Source organism: Pseudomonas sp. WS 5021, assembly GCF_012985535.1.
GTDB lineage: Bacteria > Pseudomonadota > Gammaproteobacteria > Pseudomonadales > Pseudomonadaceae > Aquipseudomonas.
Genome location: NZ_JAAQWP010000012.1, coordinates 73,235 through 89,666, shown reverse-complemented (window position 1 = coordinate 89,666; position 16,432 = coordinate 73,235). Strand labels below are relative to the sequence as shown.

At 62.6% G+C, this 16,432-nt stretch carries 12 protein-coding genes; all 12 read left to right on the top strand.

All coding sequences use genetic code 11. The features are described 5' to 3' along the window. The first annotated feature begins 71 nt into the window (after positions 1–71). The 12 genes from HBO19_RS26745 (at position 72) to HBO19_RS26690 (ending at position 16,304) form a co-directional block, all read left to right on the top strand. Entirely contained in the window at positions 72–1,742 is a 1,671-nt protein-coding gene (locus HBO19_RS26745; protein ID WP_170042527.1) for a PleD family two-component system response regulator, read from the top strand. A 54-nt stretch (positions 1,743–1,796) separates the two neighbouring features. Continuing rightward, complete coding sequence (locus tag HBO19_RS26740) at positions 1,797–3,758, top strand: methyl-accepting chemotaxis protein (protein ID WP_170058634.1); 1,962 nt, start codon at positions 1,797–1,799, stop codon at positions 3,756–3,758. 297 nt (positions 3,759–4,055) lie between these two features. Beyond that, positions 4,056–4,511, top strand: a complete 456-nt coding sequence (gene aroQ / locus HBO19_RS26735; protein WP_170042526.1) for a type II 3-dehydroquinate dehydratase — start codon at positions 4,056–4,058, stop codon at positions 4,509–4,511. A 24-nt stretch (positions 4,512–4,535) separates the two neighbouring features. Further along, entirely contained in the window at positions 4,536–5,000 is a 465-nt protein-coding gene (gene accB / locus HBO19_RS26730; protein ID WP_029297651.1) for an acetyl-CoA carboxylase biotin carboxyl carrier protein, read from the top strand. A gap of 17 nt (positions 5,001–5,017) precedes the next feature. After that, positions 5,018–6,379, top strand: coding sequence for an acetyl-CoA carboxylase biotin carboxylase subunit (gene accC / locus HBO19_RS26725; protein ID WP_003188188.1), 1,362 nt, complete (start codon positions 5,018–5,020; stop codon positions 6,377–6,379). 273 nt (positions 6,380–6,652) lie between these two features. Next, positions 6,653–7,531, top strand: a complete 879-nt coding sequence (gene prmA, locus HBO19_RS26720; protein WP_170058633.1) for a 50S ribosomal protein L11 methyltransferase — start codon at positions 6,653–6,655, stop codon at positions 7,529–7,531. Between the two features lie 30 nt (positions 7,532–7,561). Further along, positions 7,562–8,770 carry a DUF3426 domain-containing protein gene (locus tag HBO19_RS26715; RefSeq protein ID WP_170058632.1) on the top strand — a complete coding sequence of 403 codons (1,209 nt, stop codon included), beginning with the start codon at positions 7,562–7,564 and terminating at the stop codon, positions 8,768–8,770. A 186-nt stretch (positions 8,771–8,956) separates the two neighbouring features. Beyond that, complete coding sequence (gene dusB / locus HBO19_RS26710; RefSeq protein ID WP_170058631.1) at positions 8,957–9,970, top strand: tRNA dihydrouridine synthase DusB; 1,014 nt, start codon at positions 8,957–8,959, stop codon at positions 9,968–9,970. Beyond that, positions 9,967–10,287: a DNA-binding transcriptional regulator Fis gene (gene fis, locus HBO19_RS26705; protein WP_003186237.1), complete on the top strand. Its 321-nt coding sequence runs from the start codon at positions 9,967–9,969 to the stop codon at positions 10,285–10,287. The genes dusB and fis overlap by 4 nt, the downstream gene beginning before the upstream one ends. Positions 10,288–10,368: 81 nt before the next feature. Then, the gene (gene purH, locus HBO19_RS26700; RefSeq protein WP_169952059.1) at positions 10,369–11,976 is read left to right on the top strand and encodes a bifunctional phosphoribosylaminoimidazolecarboxamide formyltransferase/IMP cyclohydrolase; all 1,608 of its coding nucleotides are present in this window, start codon (positions 10,369–10,371) and stop codon (positions 11,974–11,976) included. Between the two features lie 155 nt (positions 11,977–12,131). Beyond that, complete coding sequence (gene purD / locus HBO19_RS26695; protein ID WP_170042520.1) at positions 12,132–13,424, top strand: phosphoribosylamine--glycine ligase; 1,293 nt, start codon at positions 12,132–12,134, stop codon at positions 13,422–13,424. A 102-nt stretch (positions 13,425–13,526) separates the two neighbouring features. Further along, positions 13,527–16,304, top strand: coding sequence for a hybrid sensor histidine kinase/response regulator (locus HBO19_RS26690; protein WP_169952063.1), 2,778 nt, complete (start codon positions 13,527–13,529; stop codon positions 16,302–16,304). The last annotated feature ends 128 nt before the right edge of the window (positions 16,305–16,432 follow it).

Here is a 16,432-nt window from a genome sequence, read left to right as displayed (position 1 = left end):
CGATTGAAAAGAGGTGCTAGCATAGAGCCACCAGTCGACCTCAGCATGCACCCTTACCTAGTAGTCAGGATATGACCGAGCCAGAAGACCCAAGCCGTGAGCGTCTCAAGCACCACTTTGCCCAGCGGGTAATTCATCAGGCGCGTCAAATTCTTGAGATCTGGCAGCGTTTGCAGCGCAGCGAATGGTCGAACGCCGAATTGAACGAACTCAGCGAGGCCAATCTGCGCCTGCTGCGTTTTGCCGAGCGCTTTGAACAACCCGAGCATGGCCAACTGGCCCGGCACATCATCGAGTCGCTCAAAGCGGTGGATGAAAACCGCGGCCGCCTGAGCAGCCACCTGATCACCGACCTCAACCGCTTGATGCAGCGCCTGTCACGAACCGGCCTGCGCCAGGGCGACCAGTTGGACCAGACCTTCCTGCCGCCGATGCGCAAGCCGATCTACGTGATGCTGGCCGATCACGACCGTGCCGAGCGCCTGGCCAAGCAGCTGGAATTCTTTGGCTTGAGCGCGCAGTCCCTGGACAGCGTGGCCGCGTTCCGCTCGTCCATGGCCGAACGCCTGCCGGCGGCGATTGTGATGGACGTGGACTTCTGCGGCACCGGCCTGGGCCTGAAACTGGCCGCCGAAGCCCAGGAAGGCCTGGAGCAGAAACTGCCGCTGTTGTTCTTCAGCCTGCACGAAACCGACACCCCCACCCGCCTGGCGGCGGTGCGCGCCGGTGGCCAGGAGTTCCTCACCGGGACCCTGGAAGCCTCGAGCCTGCTGGAAAAAATCGAGGTACTGACCTGCGTCGCCCAGTACGAACCTTATAAAGTGCTGATCATCGACGACTCCCGCGCCCAGGCGATGCACACCGAGCGCCTGCTCAACAGCGCCGGGATCGTCACCCGGACCCTGATCGAGCCGATCCAGGCCATGGCCGAGCTGGCAGACTTCCAGCCCGACCTGATCATCCTCGACATGTACATGCCGGCCTGCACCGGTACGGAACTGGCCAAGGTGATTCGCCACAATGACCGTTATGTCAGCGTGCCGATCATCTACCTGTCGGCCGAAGACGACCTGGATAAACAGCTGGATGCCATGAGCGAAGGCGGCGACGACTTCCTCACCAAGCCAATCAAGCCGCGCCACCTGATCACCACCGTGCGCAACCGCGCCGCCCGCGCCCGCCATCTCAAGGCGCGGATGGTGCGCGACAGCCTGACCGGCCTGTACAACCACACCCATATCCTGCAACTGCTGGAAGACTGCAGCTTCCGCTCGCGCCGCGAGAACAAGCCGCTGAGCTTTGCCATGCTCGACATTGACCACTTCAAGCGGGTCAACGACAGCCACGGCCACCCCATGGGCGACCGCGTGATCAAGAGCCTGGCGCTGTTTCTCAAGCAACGCTTGCGCAAGACCGACTACATCGGCCGTTACGGCGGCGAAGAGTTCGCCATTGTGATGCCCGACACCGACCTGGACGCGGCCTGCAAAGTGCTCGACGAAATCCGTGGGCGCTTTGCCGAAATTCACTACCCGGCCCAGCCCCAGGATTTGTGGTGCACCTTCAGCGCCGGTGTGGTCGAGCTGTGCGATGGCTCCGACAGCTTGATGATGGCCGCCCAGGCCGACGAGGCGCTGTACCGCGCCAAGGATGCCGGGCGTAACCGGGTGCACGCCGCAGGCACCTCAAGGCAAAGTGCCACCTTTTCATCGGATTCCACTCAGTCCGTCATAACGCTGTAACGAAAACGCAATAACTTCAGGCACTTATCTTTCCGCCGTTGGTTGAAACCACGCATGCGCCTGAAGCTGCTGACGAATCTGAACACCCTTCTGCTGGTCGCCGTTTGCCTGGCCCTGGGCGCTACGCTCTGGTGGTCGCAGCGGGCCCTTGAGCGCCCGTACCTGTTGATGGAGCGCTACCTGGGCCTGTCCCAGGCCTTCCAGAACCAGACTGCGCGCAATATCGACGATTATCTTTCCAGCGGCGACGCCTTGCGCCTGAGCGCTGCCGGCCAGAGCCTGGAAAACCTGCTGCTGCACCTGGACGAGCTGCCGCCTGAGCTGACGCAAAAACTGCGGCCCGGCCTGCTCGACCTCGATGGCTTCAGCAAGACCGACCTGCTGGCCGCCGGCAAACTGGCCGGTGACCCACAAGCCCTGCTGCTGCAAGCCGAGCGGGAGTTGGGGGCCAATCTGGAGCAATTGAGCCAGTACGCCATCGGCGTCAGCTCAGTAGACGCGCCCCGTTATCTGCCGCCGTTGCTCGCCGCCTCCCAGCATCTGGGCCGACTGTCCCTGGCACGGGACAAACTGGTGAGCAGCGGGCGCAGCGAACTGGCCGACGATGTAGAGCGCGAACTGGCCAACATCCGCAGCCAGGCTGATCTGCTTGGGCAACTGCCGCTGCTGGGCGTGACCGCCAGCAGTGCCTCCAACAGCGATGATTTTTCGGCGCTGATGGGCCTGGAAAGCAGCGAAACCACAGCCGCCGAAGACACCGGCGTGGGCCTCAAGCGCGAGCTCAACAGCCTGCTCACGCGCTACCCGGCCGAACTGGCGCGCACCCGCGAGCAAATCCACAAACGCACTGAGCTGGCCGCCGCCACCCATCTGAAAATCGACACCGTGCAGCAAGCCATTGCCGCACTGGAGCCCGAAGTGCGCGCCCAGCACGCCAGAATCCAGGGCGAAGTGCGGGTGATCCAAGGCGTGATGATTGGCCTGATCCTGCTGATCGCCCTGCTCATCGACACCCTGCAACGGCGCCTGGCGCGGGTGCTGACCAGCCTGGCACCGGCCCTGTCGACCTGGGCCGAGGGTGACTTCAGCCAAGAGATAGCCCTGGGTGCGACCAACCGCGAACTGCATGATATTGAAGCCTCGCTCAATCGCCTGCGGGCTTACCTGGTGAACCTGGTGGGCACTATTCGCACGAATGCCGAGCAAGTGGCCGGCAGCAGCCGCGCCCTGGCCGAACTGAGCGGCGGCCTGCATGACGGGGCCGAACGCCAGGCCGGGGACACTGCGCAAATCCGTGATTCATTGGGCGAGTTGGAGGCCACTATCCAGCAGGTTGCCGGTGACGCCAGCCAGGCCGCCGGGGCCAGCCGCAGTGCCGGCGAGGCCGTGGAACATGGCCAGCGGGTGATCGGCTTGAGCCTCACCGGCCTGCACGCGCTGGTGGATGAAGTGCAAGACAATGCGCAGATGATCGAAAAACTCGCCGAAGAGTCCGCAACCATTGGCAGCGTGCTCACGGTGATCCGCTCGATTGCCGACCAGACCAACCTGCTGGCGCTCAACGCCGCCATCGAAGCGGCCCGCGCCGGTGAGGCCGGGCGCGGGTTTGCGGTGGTTGCCGACGAAGTACGCTCCCTGGCCCAGCGCACGGCAGGCGCCACCGCCGAGATCCAGACCCTGATTGCCGGCCTGCAGACCGCAGCCCGGCAATCGGTGGAAGGCATGCGCGCCCAGGTCGAACACGCCGAAGCCACCGCCCAGCAGGCCCAGGCGGCCGACGGCGCGCTGGATGAAATCGTCGGCGCGATCCAGACCATTTCCGACACCGCCACCCGGATTGCCGAGGTGACGGCCCAGCAGAGCGGCGCGGTCAGTGAAATCCGCGATAACAGCGAGCGCATCCACCAGTTGGGCGAGGAAAACCTGCTGCGGATCGGCCAGGGCCGCCGCCAGGGCGAGCATCTGTTGGTGCTCGGCGGGCAGCTTAATACGGCGGTGCAGGCATTTCGCGTCTGACGCCATCTCCCGCCCCATGAAGATCAAATGTAGGGGCTGGCTTGCCTGCGATAGCGGTGTGCCAGGCGACTAATCGGCTACTGATCCACCGCTATCGCAGGCAAGCCAGCTCCTACAGTCGATCTTCATTGCTTTCCAGACCGTATTACCAATGACCGGATCGTGCGCCCCAGTCACATACTTTGCGCAATCCTCGCTAATCGTGCTGGCTATTGCAGAGAACTGGACAGTCACAAAGGCTTTGCGGCATAGTCGCCGGGTTCTGACGTACCTACCTCCAATAACAAGGAACAGCCGATGGCGACCTTACTGGTTCTGCACGGACCCAACCTGAACCTGCTCGGCACCCGCGAACCGGGTGTGTACGGTGCAGTGACCCTCGAACAGATCAACCTCGATCTGGAACGACGGGCCCGTGAAGCCGGCCACCATCTGCTCTACCTGCAAAGCAATGCCGAGTATGAATTGATTGATCGCATTCACGCCGCGCGCAGCGAAGGCGTGGACTTTATCCTGATCAATCCCGCCGCTTTTACGCACACAAGCGTTGCATTACGTGACGCGCTGCTGGCGGTGAGCATCCCATTCATCGAAGTGCATTTATCGAACGTGCATAAACGCGAAGCTTTCCGCCATCACTCTTACTTCTCCGACGTAGCGGTAGGAGTGATCTGCGGCCTTGGCGCCAGCGGTTACCGACTGGCCCTGGAGGCCGCCCTGGAACACATTGAAGAACAGGCTATACGCCCCTGACCGACCCTTGGGAGTTGATGATTCATGGATATCCGTAAAGTTAAGAAACTGATCGAACTGCTGGAAGAATCCGGTATCGACGAGCTGGAAATCAAGGAAGGCGAAGAGTCCGTACGGATCAGCCGTCACAGCAAGACCCCGGCCCAACAGTTCTACGCGCCACAGATGCAAGCGCCGGCGCCAGCCGCTGCTGCTCCAGCCGCCGCGCCTGCTGCTGCCGCTGCACCTGCCGCACCAGCAGCGCCTGTGCTGAACGGTTTCGTGGTCAAGTCGCCAATGGTCGGTACTTTCTACCGCACCCCGGCACCGACCTCGCCAGCCTTCGTTGAAGTGGGCAAGACCGTGAAAGTGGGCGACACCATCTGCATCGTGGAAGCGATGAAGATGATGAACCACATCACGGCCGAAAAAGCCGGCGTCATCGAATCCATCCTGGTAGAAAACGGTCAGCCGGTTGAGTACGACCAGCCGCTGTTCACCATCGTTTGAACCGCGGAGCGCCTTCGATGTTGAAACCTGCGAAGAAACTGCAAAAAGTCCTGATCGCCAACCGCGGCGAGATCGCGCTGCGGATCCTGCGCGCCTGTAAGGAAGAGGGCATCAAGACCGTCGCTGTTTACTCGACGGCCGATACCGAATTGATGCACGTGAAACTGGCGGACGAAAGCATCTGCATCGGCCCGCCACTGGCCACGAACTCGTACCTGAAGGTCTCGAACATCATCGCTGCGGCTGAAGTGACCGGCGCTGATGGCATCCACCCTGGCTACGGCTTCCTCGCGGAAAACGCCGATTTCGCCGAACAGGTGGAAAAATCCGGCTTCGCCTTCATCGGCCCGAAAGCCGAGACCATTCGCCTGATGGGCGACAAGGTGTCGGCCAAGGACGCCATGATCGCAGCCGGCGTGCCTACCGTTCCAGGCTCCGACGGCCCACTGCCCGAGGACGAGGAAACCGCCCTGCGCATTGGTCGTGAAGTCGGTTACCCGGTGATCATCAAGGCCGCCGGCGGCGGTGGTGGTCGCGGCATGCGCGTGGTGCACAAGGAAGAAGACCTGATCGAAGCGGCCAAGCAGACTCGCTCCGAGGCGGGCGCCTGGTTCGGCAACCCGATGGTCTACCTGGAAAAATACCTGACCAACCCACGTCACGTGGAAGTCCAGGTACTGTCCGACGGCCAGGGCCACGCGATCCACCTGGGCGACCGCGATTGCTCGCTGCAACGCCGTCACCAGAAGGTCCTGGAAGAAGCTCCGGCACCGGGCCTGGATGAAAAAGCACGCCAGGAAGTCCTGGCACGCTGCGTCAAGGCTTGCATCGATATCAACTACCGTGGCGCCGGGACTTTCGAGTTCCTCTACGAGAACGGCCGCTTCTACTTCATCGAGATGAACACTCGTGTGCAGGTAGAGCACCCGGTTTCGGAGATGGTCACCGGTATCGACATCGTCAAGGAGATGCTGAGCATCGCCGCTGGCAACGTGCTGTCCTTCACCCAGGACGACGTGAAGATGCACGGTCACTCCCTGGAGTGCCGGATCAACGCCGAAGACCCGAAAACCTTTATCCCGAGTCCAGGCCTGGTCAAGCATTTCCATGCACCCGGCGGCAACGGCGTTCGCGTCGATTCGCACCTGTACAGCGGCTACAAGGTTCCGTCCAACTACGACTCGTTGATCGGCAAGCTGATCACCTGGGGCGCCACTCGCGACGAGGCCATGGCCCGTATGCGCAATGCCCTGGACGAAATCGTGGTCGACGGCATCAAGACCAACATCCCCCTGCATCGGGATCTGGTTCGTGATGAAGGCTTCTGCGAAGGTGGTGTGAACATTCACTACCTGGAACACAAGCTGGCCAACCAATAAGTTTGTGCTCCACCCACAAAACCGCCTTCGGGCGGTTTTGTCGTTTATGCGCACACAAGAACACCACAAAACCCTGTAGGAGCTGGCTTGCCTGCGATAGCGGTAGGCCTGGCACTGATGAGCAAGCTGACACCCCGCCATCGCAGGCAAGTCAGCTCCCACATTTGGCTCCCGTGCTGTCAGTGGTGTCGTCTTCTGGCCTGCTCTCGCGTAAACTTGCGCCCTTTCGCAGCCCCACCCCGCTGCACACTCATTTTTTCAAAGGTGCCCGCCATGCCTTGGCTGCAAGTCCGTCTCGCCATCAGCCCAGAACAAGCCGAAACCTATGAAGACGCGTTCCTCGAAGTGGGCGCCGTGTCGGTGACCTTCATGGACGCCGAAGACCAGCCGATTTTCGAGCCTGAGCTGAACACCACCCCGCTGTGGTCCCACACCCACTTGCTGGCGCTGTTCGAAGACGGCACCGACGCCAGCAGCGTGTTTGCCCACATGGAACTGCTCACCGGCGGCCCGCTGCCCGAGCACCATAGCGAAGTGATCGAAGACCAGGACTGGGAACGCAGTTGGATGGACAACTTCCAGCCTATGCGTTTCGGCCAGCGCCTGTGGATCGTGCCAAGCTGGCATGCGGCCCCGGAGCCTGAGGCAGTCAACCTGCTGCTGGACCCGGGCCTGGCGTTCGGCACCGGCACCCACCCCACCACCGCCCTGTGCCTGGAATGGCTCGATGGCCAGGACTTACAAGGCTGCAATGTGTTGGACTTCGGCTGCGGCTCGGGGATCCTGGCCATCGCCGCGCTGCTGCTGGGCGCCAAGGAAGCCGTCGGCACCGACATCGACGTGCAGGCCCTGGAGGCCTCCCGCGATAACGCCGGGCGCAACAACATCCCTGAAGGCAAATTCCCACTGTACCTGCCGGAGCAATTGCCCCAGGTGCAGGCCGACGTACTGGTCGCCAATATCCTCGCCGGGCCGCTGGTCTCACTGGCCCCGCAACTGTCGAGCCTGGTCAAGCCGGGCGGGCGCCTGGCGCTGTCGGGGATCCTCGCCGAGCAGGGCGAAGAAGTCGCCGCCGCCTATGCCCAGGACTTCGACCTGGACCCCATCGCCAACCGCGATGGCTGGGTACGCATCAGCGGTCGTCGGCGCTAGAATGAGCGCCTGCATGAATCGGATGGCCGCATGACCGACAGTTTTGTCACCCAGTGCCCGCATTGCCAAACCCGTTTCCGCGTCAGCCATGCCCAGTTGAGCGTGGCCCGCGGCGTGGTTCGCTGCGGCTCTTGCCTGCAAGTGTTCAATGCCGCCCGGCAACTGCTGGAGCAGCGCGCCCACGCGCCTGAAACGCCGGCCGCCGAAGCCCCGCCGCGCGCCATCAGCCAGAAGCAATGGACCGCCGAGGAGCTGGACCTGGACCACCTGGACCTCGACGAAGAACTGGCCAAGCTCGAACGCCGGGAAATCCAGCACACCCAGCCCCAGGGCAGCGAACGACGCCAGGCAGGTGCGGACCGCCGGCAAAAAGACGAGTCGATGAGCGCCAGCCGCGACACCGCCAAGGCTGAAGAAGAACAATGGGCCGCCAGCCTGTTCAGCGACCCACCGGACGAACGGGCTGCGACAATCGCCCACGCCGAGCAAGCCGCCGAACCGGCCCCAGCCCCCACGGGCAAAACCCAGCGTACCGAGCCCTCGATGTCCTTCGACATCCACGAGGTGGACGACGAGCCCGTACTGCATGCTGACGAGCCTCTCGACCCGCCCGAGCCAACGCTCAGCAGCGAGCTGGACGAACCCGAGCCTGAGCCACGCCGCAAGCGCACACGCGCCACGGGCAACGCCCATGACGAGATGCTGCAGGACCTGGAAGACGACCCGCTGCACCTGTACACCGGCAAACGCCCGGCCGGCTGGGGCCGCCGTCTGCTCTGGCTGACCCTGGTGCTGCTGGCCGCCGCCGCCCTCGCTGGCCAGTACATCGCCTATCAGTTCGACGACCTGGCCCGTCAGGACAAGTACCGGCCATGGTTCCAGGAACTGTGCCCGAAACTGGGCTGCACCGTGCCGTCGCGGGTCGATATTGCCCATATCAAGAGCAGCAACCTGGTGGTGCGCAGCCATCCCGAGTTCGCCGGCGCCCTGGTGGTGGATGCGATCATCTACAACCGTGCGACGTTCTCCCAGCCGTTCCCGCTGCTGGAGTTGCGTTTTGCCGACCTCAATGGCCGGATGATCGCCAGCCGGCGCTTCAAGCCCGCCGAGTACCTCAGCGGGGAGCTGGCCGGCCAGACCGAGATGCCGTCCCAGACCCCGATCCATATCGCCTTGGACATTCTCGACCCAGGCAACAAGGCTGTGAACTACAGTCTCAGTTTCCACTCCCCCGAGTGATTCGCAGCGCACGTCAAGGTTCGGACGGCAGGTTATTGACTTGCTCGTCCACGACCAAACCGCTGGCGATAAGAAAATAACTGCTCAGATTTTATCCAATTCAGCCTTTAACCAGTCATCGAGAGCGGGTATCATGCCAACCCTTTTTCGAACTCTAATGATCCGGCCCCACAACAGGGAAGTCCTATGTCGGCGGTACGCATCGGCCCATATGCATTGCCAAACGCTTTGATTCTCGCCCCGATGGCGGGTGTCACCGACCAGCCCTTTCGTCAGCTGTGCAAACGTTTGGGCGCGGGCCTTGTAGTTTCGGAAATGGTCACCAGCGACATGAGCTTGTGGAACACCCGCAAATCGCGGATGCGCATGATCCACGAAGGTGATCCCGAGCCGCGCTCGGTACAGATCGCCGGTGGCGACGCGCAGATGCTGGCGGATGCAGCCCGGGCCAACGTGGAGCTGGGTGCACAGATTATTGATATCAACATGGGTTGCCCGGCAAAAAAGGTCTGCAACAAGGCCGCCGGCTCCGCCCTGTTGAAGGATGAGCAGTTGGTGGCCGAGATCCTGCACGCCGTGGTGGGTGCAGTGGATGTGCCGGTCACCCTGAAGATCCGCACCGGCTGGGACCGGGACAACAAGAACGGCCTGACGGTGGCGAAGATCGCCGAACAGGCAGGCATTACAGCGCTGGCGGTGCATGGCCGTACCCGTGCGGACCTTTATACCGGCGAGGCTGAATACGACACCATTGCTGCGATCAAGCAGGCGGTGTCGATTCCGGTCTTTGCCAACGGCGACATCGACTCGGCCGAGAAAGCCCGGCGCGTGCTGCACGCAACCGGTGCCGATGGGCTGTTGATCGGCCGGGCCGCCCAGGGGCGGCCATGGATTTTTCGTGAGATCGAGCACTTCCTGCGTACCGGCGAAATCATGCCGGCACCGGGGCTGATCGAGGTGGAACGTATTCTGCTAGAGCATCTGGCCGCCCTGCACACCTTCTATGGAGACGTGATGGGCGCGCGCATAGCTCGCAAGCATGTGGGTTGGTATCTCGCAACCCTGCCCGGCGCCAAAGAGTTTCGTGCCGGGTTCAATCGTTTGGATGAAACGCAAGCACAGGTCACCGCCGTTCGTGAGTTCTTTGCCGAACGAGACAAGAGCCTGAGAGCAGGGGACGCAGAAGGGGTGGCCGCATGACGATGATGACCGAGACTTTAGTGAGTGGAACAACACCCGTGAGCGACAACGTCAATTTGAAACAGCACCTCAACACGCCGAGCGAAGAAGGCCAGACCCTTCGCGGGAGCGTCGAGAAAGCGCTGCACAATTATTTCGCCCACCTTGAGGGCGCGGCCGTCACGGATGTGTACAACCTGGTGCTCTCCGAAGTCGAGGCGCCCTTGCTCGAAAGCGTGATGAACTACGTCAAGGGCAACCAGACCAAAGCCAGTGAGCTGCTGGGCCTGAACCGTGGGACCCTGCGCAAGAAGCTCAAACAGTACGATTTGCTGTAAGCATTCAATCAAACCAGAAAGGCGCCCGCGTAAAACCGGTCGCCTTTTTTGCTGACTCCTTTGCTTTTGATGGAAATTGAGATGACCGACCAGACTACCCGCCTGCCGATCCGCCGTGCCTTGATCAGTGTTTCCGACAAGACCGGGATCCTCGAATTTGCCCGGGAGCTGGAAGCCCTGGGCGTGGAAATCCTCTCCACGGGTGGGACCTTCAAACTGCTGCAGGACAACGGCGTGGCCGCAGTAGAAGTCGCGGACTACACCGGTTTCGCAGAAATGATGGACGGTCGGGTCAAGACCCTGCACCCGAAAATCCACGGCGGCATCCTCGGCCGTCGCGGTATCGACGATGCCATCATGAACGAGCACGGCATCAAGCCGATCGACCTGGTGGCCGTCAACCTCTACCCGTTCGAAGCCACCATCAACAAGCCAGGCTGCGACCTGCCGACCGCGATCGAAAACATCGATATCGGCGGCCCGACCATGGTGCGCTCGGCAGCCAAGAACCACAAAGACGTGGCCATCGTGGTCAACGCCAGCGACTACGCCCAGGTGTTGCAAAGCCTCAAAGCCGGCGGCCTGACCTACGCCCAGCGTTTCGACCTGATGCTCAAGGCCTTCGAACACACCGCCGCCTACGACGGCATGATCGCCAACTACATGGGCACCGTGAACCAGGCCGCCGAAACCCTGAGCACGGAAGGCCGCAGCCAGTTCCCGCGCACCTTCAACAGCCAGTTCATCAAGGCCCAGGAAATGCGCTACGGCGAGAACCCGCACCAGAGCGCGGCGTTCTACGTGGAAGCCAAGCCTGCCGAAGTGGGGATCGCCACCGCGACCCAACTGCAGGGCAAGGAGCTGTCCTACAACAACGTGGCCGACACCGACGCCGCGCTGGAATGTGTGAAGAGCTTCGTCAAGCCGGCCTGCGTGATCGTCAAGCACGCCAACCCGTGCGGCGTGGCGGTGAGCCCGGACGCTGAAGGCGGGATCCGCCAGGCCTACGAGCTGGCCTACGCCACCGATACCGAATCGGCATTCGGCGGCATCATCGCCTTCAACCGCGAACTGGACGCCGAGACTGCCAAGGCCATCGTCGAGCGTCAGTTTGTCGAAGTGATCATCGCCCCATCCGTCAGCGAAGAGGCCCGTGCCATCGTTGCCGCCAAGGCCAATGTGCGCCTGCTGGCCTGCGGTGAGTGGTCGGCTGACCGCGCCGCTGCCTGGGACTACAAGCGCGTCAATGGTGGCTTGCTGGTACAGAGCCGCGACATCGGCATGATCGGCAGCCAGGACCTGAAAGTGGTGACCCAGCGCGCACCGACCGAGCAAGAGATCAACGACCTGATCTTCGCCTGGAAAGTGGCCAAGTACGTCAAGTCCAACGCCATCGTCTACGCCAAGAACCGCCAGACCATCGGTGTCGGCGCCGGCCAGATGAGCCGCGTGAACTCGGCGCGTATCGCGGCGATCAAGGCTGAACATGCCGGTTTGCAAGTCGCGGGTTCGGTGATGGCATCGGATGCGTTCTTCCCCTTCCGTGATGGCCTGGATAACGCTGCAAAAGCAGGTGTTACTGCGGTGATTCAACCGGGTGGCTCGATGCGTGATGCTGAGGTGATTGCCGCGGCTGATGAAGCCGGCATTGCCATGGTCTTCACCGGCATGCGCCACTTCCGCCACTGATCCAAATGTGGGTGGGGCTTATGTGGGAGCGGGCTTGCTCGCGAATGCGGTGTGTCATTCGACACATTCCTCACAGGCCCACCGCTTTCGCGAGCAAGCCCGCTCCCACATTTTAAAGCGCTCCAGCAGCGCCTACAGAATTTGAGGTTTTTGAAATGAATGTTTTGATCATTGGCAGCGGTGGCCGTGAACACGCCCTGGCTTGGAAAGTCGCCCAGGACCCACGCGTGCAGAAAGTCTTCGTCGCTCCCGGCAACGCCGGTACCGCCATTGAAGCCAAGTGCGAAAACGTCGCCATCGACGTCTTGGCCCTTGAGCAACTGGCTGACTTTGCCGAAAAGAACGTGTCCCTGACCATCGTTGGTCCGGAAGTGCCGCTGGTGGCGGGTGTCGTGGACCTGTTCCGCAGCCGTGGCCTGGACTGCTTCGGTCCGACCGCTGGCGCCGCCCAGTTGGAAGGCTCGAAAGCCTTCACCAAGGACTTTTTGGCGCGCCACAAGATCCCGACCGCCGACTACCAGAACTTCACCGAGATCGAGCCGGCCCTGGCTTATCTGCGCGAGAAAGGCGCCCCCATCGTGATCAAGGCCGATGGCCTGGCCGCCGGTAAAGGCGTGATCGTCGCGATGACCCTGCAAGAAGCCGAAGACGCGGTACGCGACATGCTCGCCGGCAACGCCTTCGGTGACGCCGGTTCGCGGGTGGTGATCGAAGAATTCCTCGACGGTGAAGAAGCCAGCTTTATCGTGATGGTCGACGGCAAGAACGTCTTGCCCATGGCCACCAGCCAGGACCACAAGCGCGTCGGCGACGGCGACACCGGCCCCAACACCGGCGGCATGGGTGCCTACTCCCCTGCCCCGGTGGTCACCGCCGACGTGCACCAGCGCGTCATGGACCTGGTGATCTGGCCGACCGTGCGCGGCATGGCCGATGAAGGCAATGTCTACACCGGCTTCCTGTACGCGGGCTTGATGATCGACAAGGCCGGCAACCCGAAAGTCATCGAGTTCAACTGCCGCTTCGGCGACCCGGAAACCCAGCCGGTGATGCTGCGCCTGCAGTCGAGCCTGGTGCTGTTGGTGGAAGCCGCCCTGGCGCAAGCGCTGGACAAGGTCGAAGCGCAGTGGGACCCACGCCCAAGCGTCGGCATCGTACTGGCCGCCGGTGGCTACCCTGCCGACTACGCCAAGGGCGACCTGATCCAGGGCCTGGACGCAGCGGCTACACTGGAAGGCAAAGTGTTCCACGCGGGTACCGCGCTCAAGGATGGCCAGGTCGTCACCGCAGGTGGCCGTGTACTGTGCGCCACCGCCATGGGCGCCAGTGTCGATGCCGCCCAGCAGCAAGCGTACAAGCTGGCCGCGAAGATCGACTGGCAGGGCTGCTTCTACCGCAAGGACATCGGCTACCGCGCCATTGCCCGTGAGCGGGGCGAAGATCAGTAAGCAGCTGTCCGTTCGGCTAGGCAGGGGCCTTTGGCCCTTGCCGTCCCATTACGGTCCCGCGCATAGTTAACCCCGTGCATCAACCTACGAAGGGATTTCGCCGTGCGCTGGCTCAGGATCGCCATAGTTTTTACAGTCAGCCTGCTGACCCTGCTCTGCCTTTTGCCGGCCCAGGCCGCCGCACAAGGTAGCGGCTGGGCGGTATTGCTTGATGAACAGGCCGACCTGCAACTGAGCGACATTCGCTCGGCACGCTACACCAACCAATTTAGCCCCATCGAACTGGACCGGATCACCGCCGCCGAGCCCAATGGTGCGCTGTGGGTACGTTTCAGGCTGCAGCCCGGCAAGCACGAGCAAGTGCTGCGGGTCTTCGCGCCGGACCTGGCGCACCTCAACCTGTATGTGCTGGACGGCGACACGCTGATCGAGCAAGTGAACACCGGCACCCGCCAACCCCAGGCCGAACGCCCGCTGCCCAGCAGCGACTTCATGCTGCCCTTGCCCCAGAGCCAGAAGCCCCTGGATGTATATGTGCGCCTGGTTTCGGAGCACGAGCTGCGGCCATACCTGACCCTCGAACCCGCCGTGATGGCCGCCGCCAACCAGACCCAGACCCTGGTCTATGGCCTGCTGTTCGGCTGCCTGCTGATGCTGATCCTGCACAACCTCACCCGCTACGCCTACCATCGCTCGCGCAGCAGCCTGTGGCTGGCGGCCTGCGAAGTGCTGCTGTTGCTCAGCCTGTTGCTGCTGCTCAACCTGCTGGGCCCCTGGTTGCCGAACTGGCACGCCATGCAAACCCCGGGGGCCTATATGGCGTTGCTGCTGACCGCACCGTGCGGCCTGATGTTTGCCTACCGTTTCTTCGCGCCACTGGGCCCGCATCCACTGAACAAGCTGCTGATGGCGGACATCCTGCTGATCGTGCTGTGCGGCCTGTTGCTGCTGTTCGTCAACACCCTGCCACTGAACATCATCACCTATGCCCTGGTGGCGCTGGCCGGCCTGAGCATGCTGTTTGTCTCGGCCTACCACTGGCAAAAAGGCTACCGGCCGGCCCGCTTGTTCCTGCTGGCCATGGTGGTGTTCAACACCGGCACGCTGATTATCCTCCCGGCCCTGCTGGGCCTGACCCTGGTGGCCCCGCAAGGCCTGATCATCACCTTGCTGGCGGTGATCTGCGTCAGCGGCCTGCTGATGAGCCAGGCCCTGGGCGAGCGCCAGCGCAGCATCGTCGAGGACCGCTTCAGCCTCAGCCGCGACCTGGCTGCCAGCAACGCCGAAATCGCGGCCAAGGCCGAGTTCCTGGCGAAGATCAGCCACGAAATCCGCACCCCCATGAATGGCGTGCTGGGCATGACCGAGTTGCTGCTGGGCACGCCTTTGTCGGTCAAGCAGCGTGACTACGTGCAGACCATCCACAGCGCCGGTAATGAGTTGCTGACCCTGATCAACGAGATCCTCGACATCTCCAAGCTCGAGTCCGGGCAGATTGAACTGGACGATGTGCAGTTCGACCTCAACGCCCTGATCGAAGACTGCCTGAGTATCTTTCGCGCCAAGGCCGAGCAGCAGAACGTCGAGCTGATCAGCTTTATCCAGCCCCAGGTGCCCCGGGTCATCAGCGGCGACCCGACGCGCCTGCGCCAGGCCCTGTTGAGCCTGCTGGAAAATGCCCTGCAAAAGACCGACGAAGGCGAAGTGCTGATCGTGGTCGCCCTGGACGAGCGCAGCAGCAAACCGCGTCTGCGCATTGCCGTGCAAGACAGCGGCCTGCCGATGGAAGCTGCCGAGCGCGACGCTCTGCTGCACAGCGAACTGCACAGCAAGAATTTCCTCTCGGCCACCCGCCTCAGCGGCCACCTTGGCCTGGTGATCGCCCGCCAACTGATCCTGTTGATGAATGGCGAGTTCGGCATCAAGGCTGGCAGCCAGCAAGGCAGCACGCTATGGCTGACCTTGCCGCTGGACCCGGAGCGCCTGGAACACCCGACCTCCGACCTCGACGGCCCGCTGCAAGGCGCACGGGTGCTGGTGGTGGACGACAACGACACCTGTCGCAAGGTGCTGGTGCAGCAATGTACCGCCTGGGGCCTGAACGTCAGCGCCGTGCCCTCGGGCAAGGAAGCCCTGGCCCTGCTGCGCACCAAGGCGCACCTGCGCGATTATTTCGATGTGGTGCTGCTGGACCAGAACATGCCTGGCATGACCGGCATGCAACTGGCGGCGAAGATCAAGGAAGACCCGAGCCTGAACCACGACATCCTGCTGATCATGCTCACCGGTATCAGCAACGCGCCAAGCAAGATCATCGCGCGCAATTGCGGGATCAAGCGCATCCTCGCCAAACCGGTCGCGGGCTACACCCTCAAGACCACCCTGGCCGACGAGTTGACCCAGCGCAGCAAAGGCGTGGTGCAACCCCGCCACCCCGCGCCGAGCGCCCCGGTGGCCGTCACGGTGCCCAGCGATTTCCGCATCCTGGTGGCCGAAGACAACAGCATCTCCACCAAAGTGATTCGCGGCATGCTCGGCAAGCTCAACCTGCAACCCGACACCGCCAGCAACGGCGAGGAAGCCTTGCAGGCGATGAAGGCCCAGCGCTACGACCTGGTGTTGATGGATTGCGAAATGCCGATCCTCGATGGTTTCTCCGCGACCCAGCAGTTGCGGGTCTGGGAAGTCAGCAACCAGCGCACCCGCACGCCGGTGGTGGCGCTGACCGCGCACATCCTCTCGGAACACAAGGAACGCGCACGCCAGGCCGGGATGGATGGGCACATGGCCAAGCCGGTGGAGCTGTCGCAACTGCGCGAACTGGTAGAGTTCTGGGTGACGCAGCGTGAGCAGCCGGCAGAGCAGGCGCATACGTCCTGAATCACCACACATCCCTGCGGGTACCGGAGCTGGTTTGTGTAGGAGCTGGCTTGCCTGCGATAGCATCACCTGGATATACCTGATGTACCGAGGCGATGCTATCGCAGGCAAGCCAGCTCCTACACAAG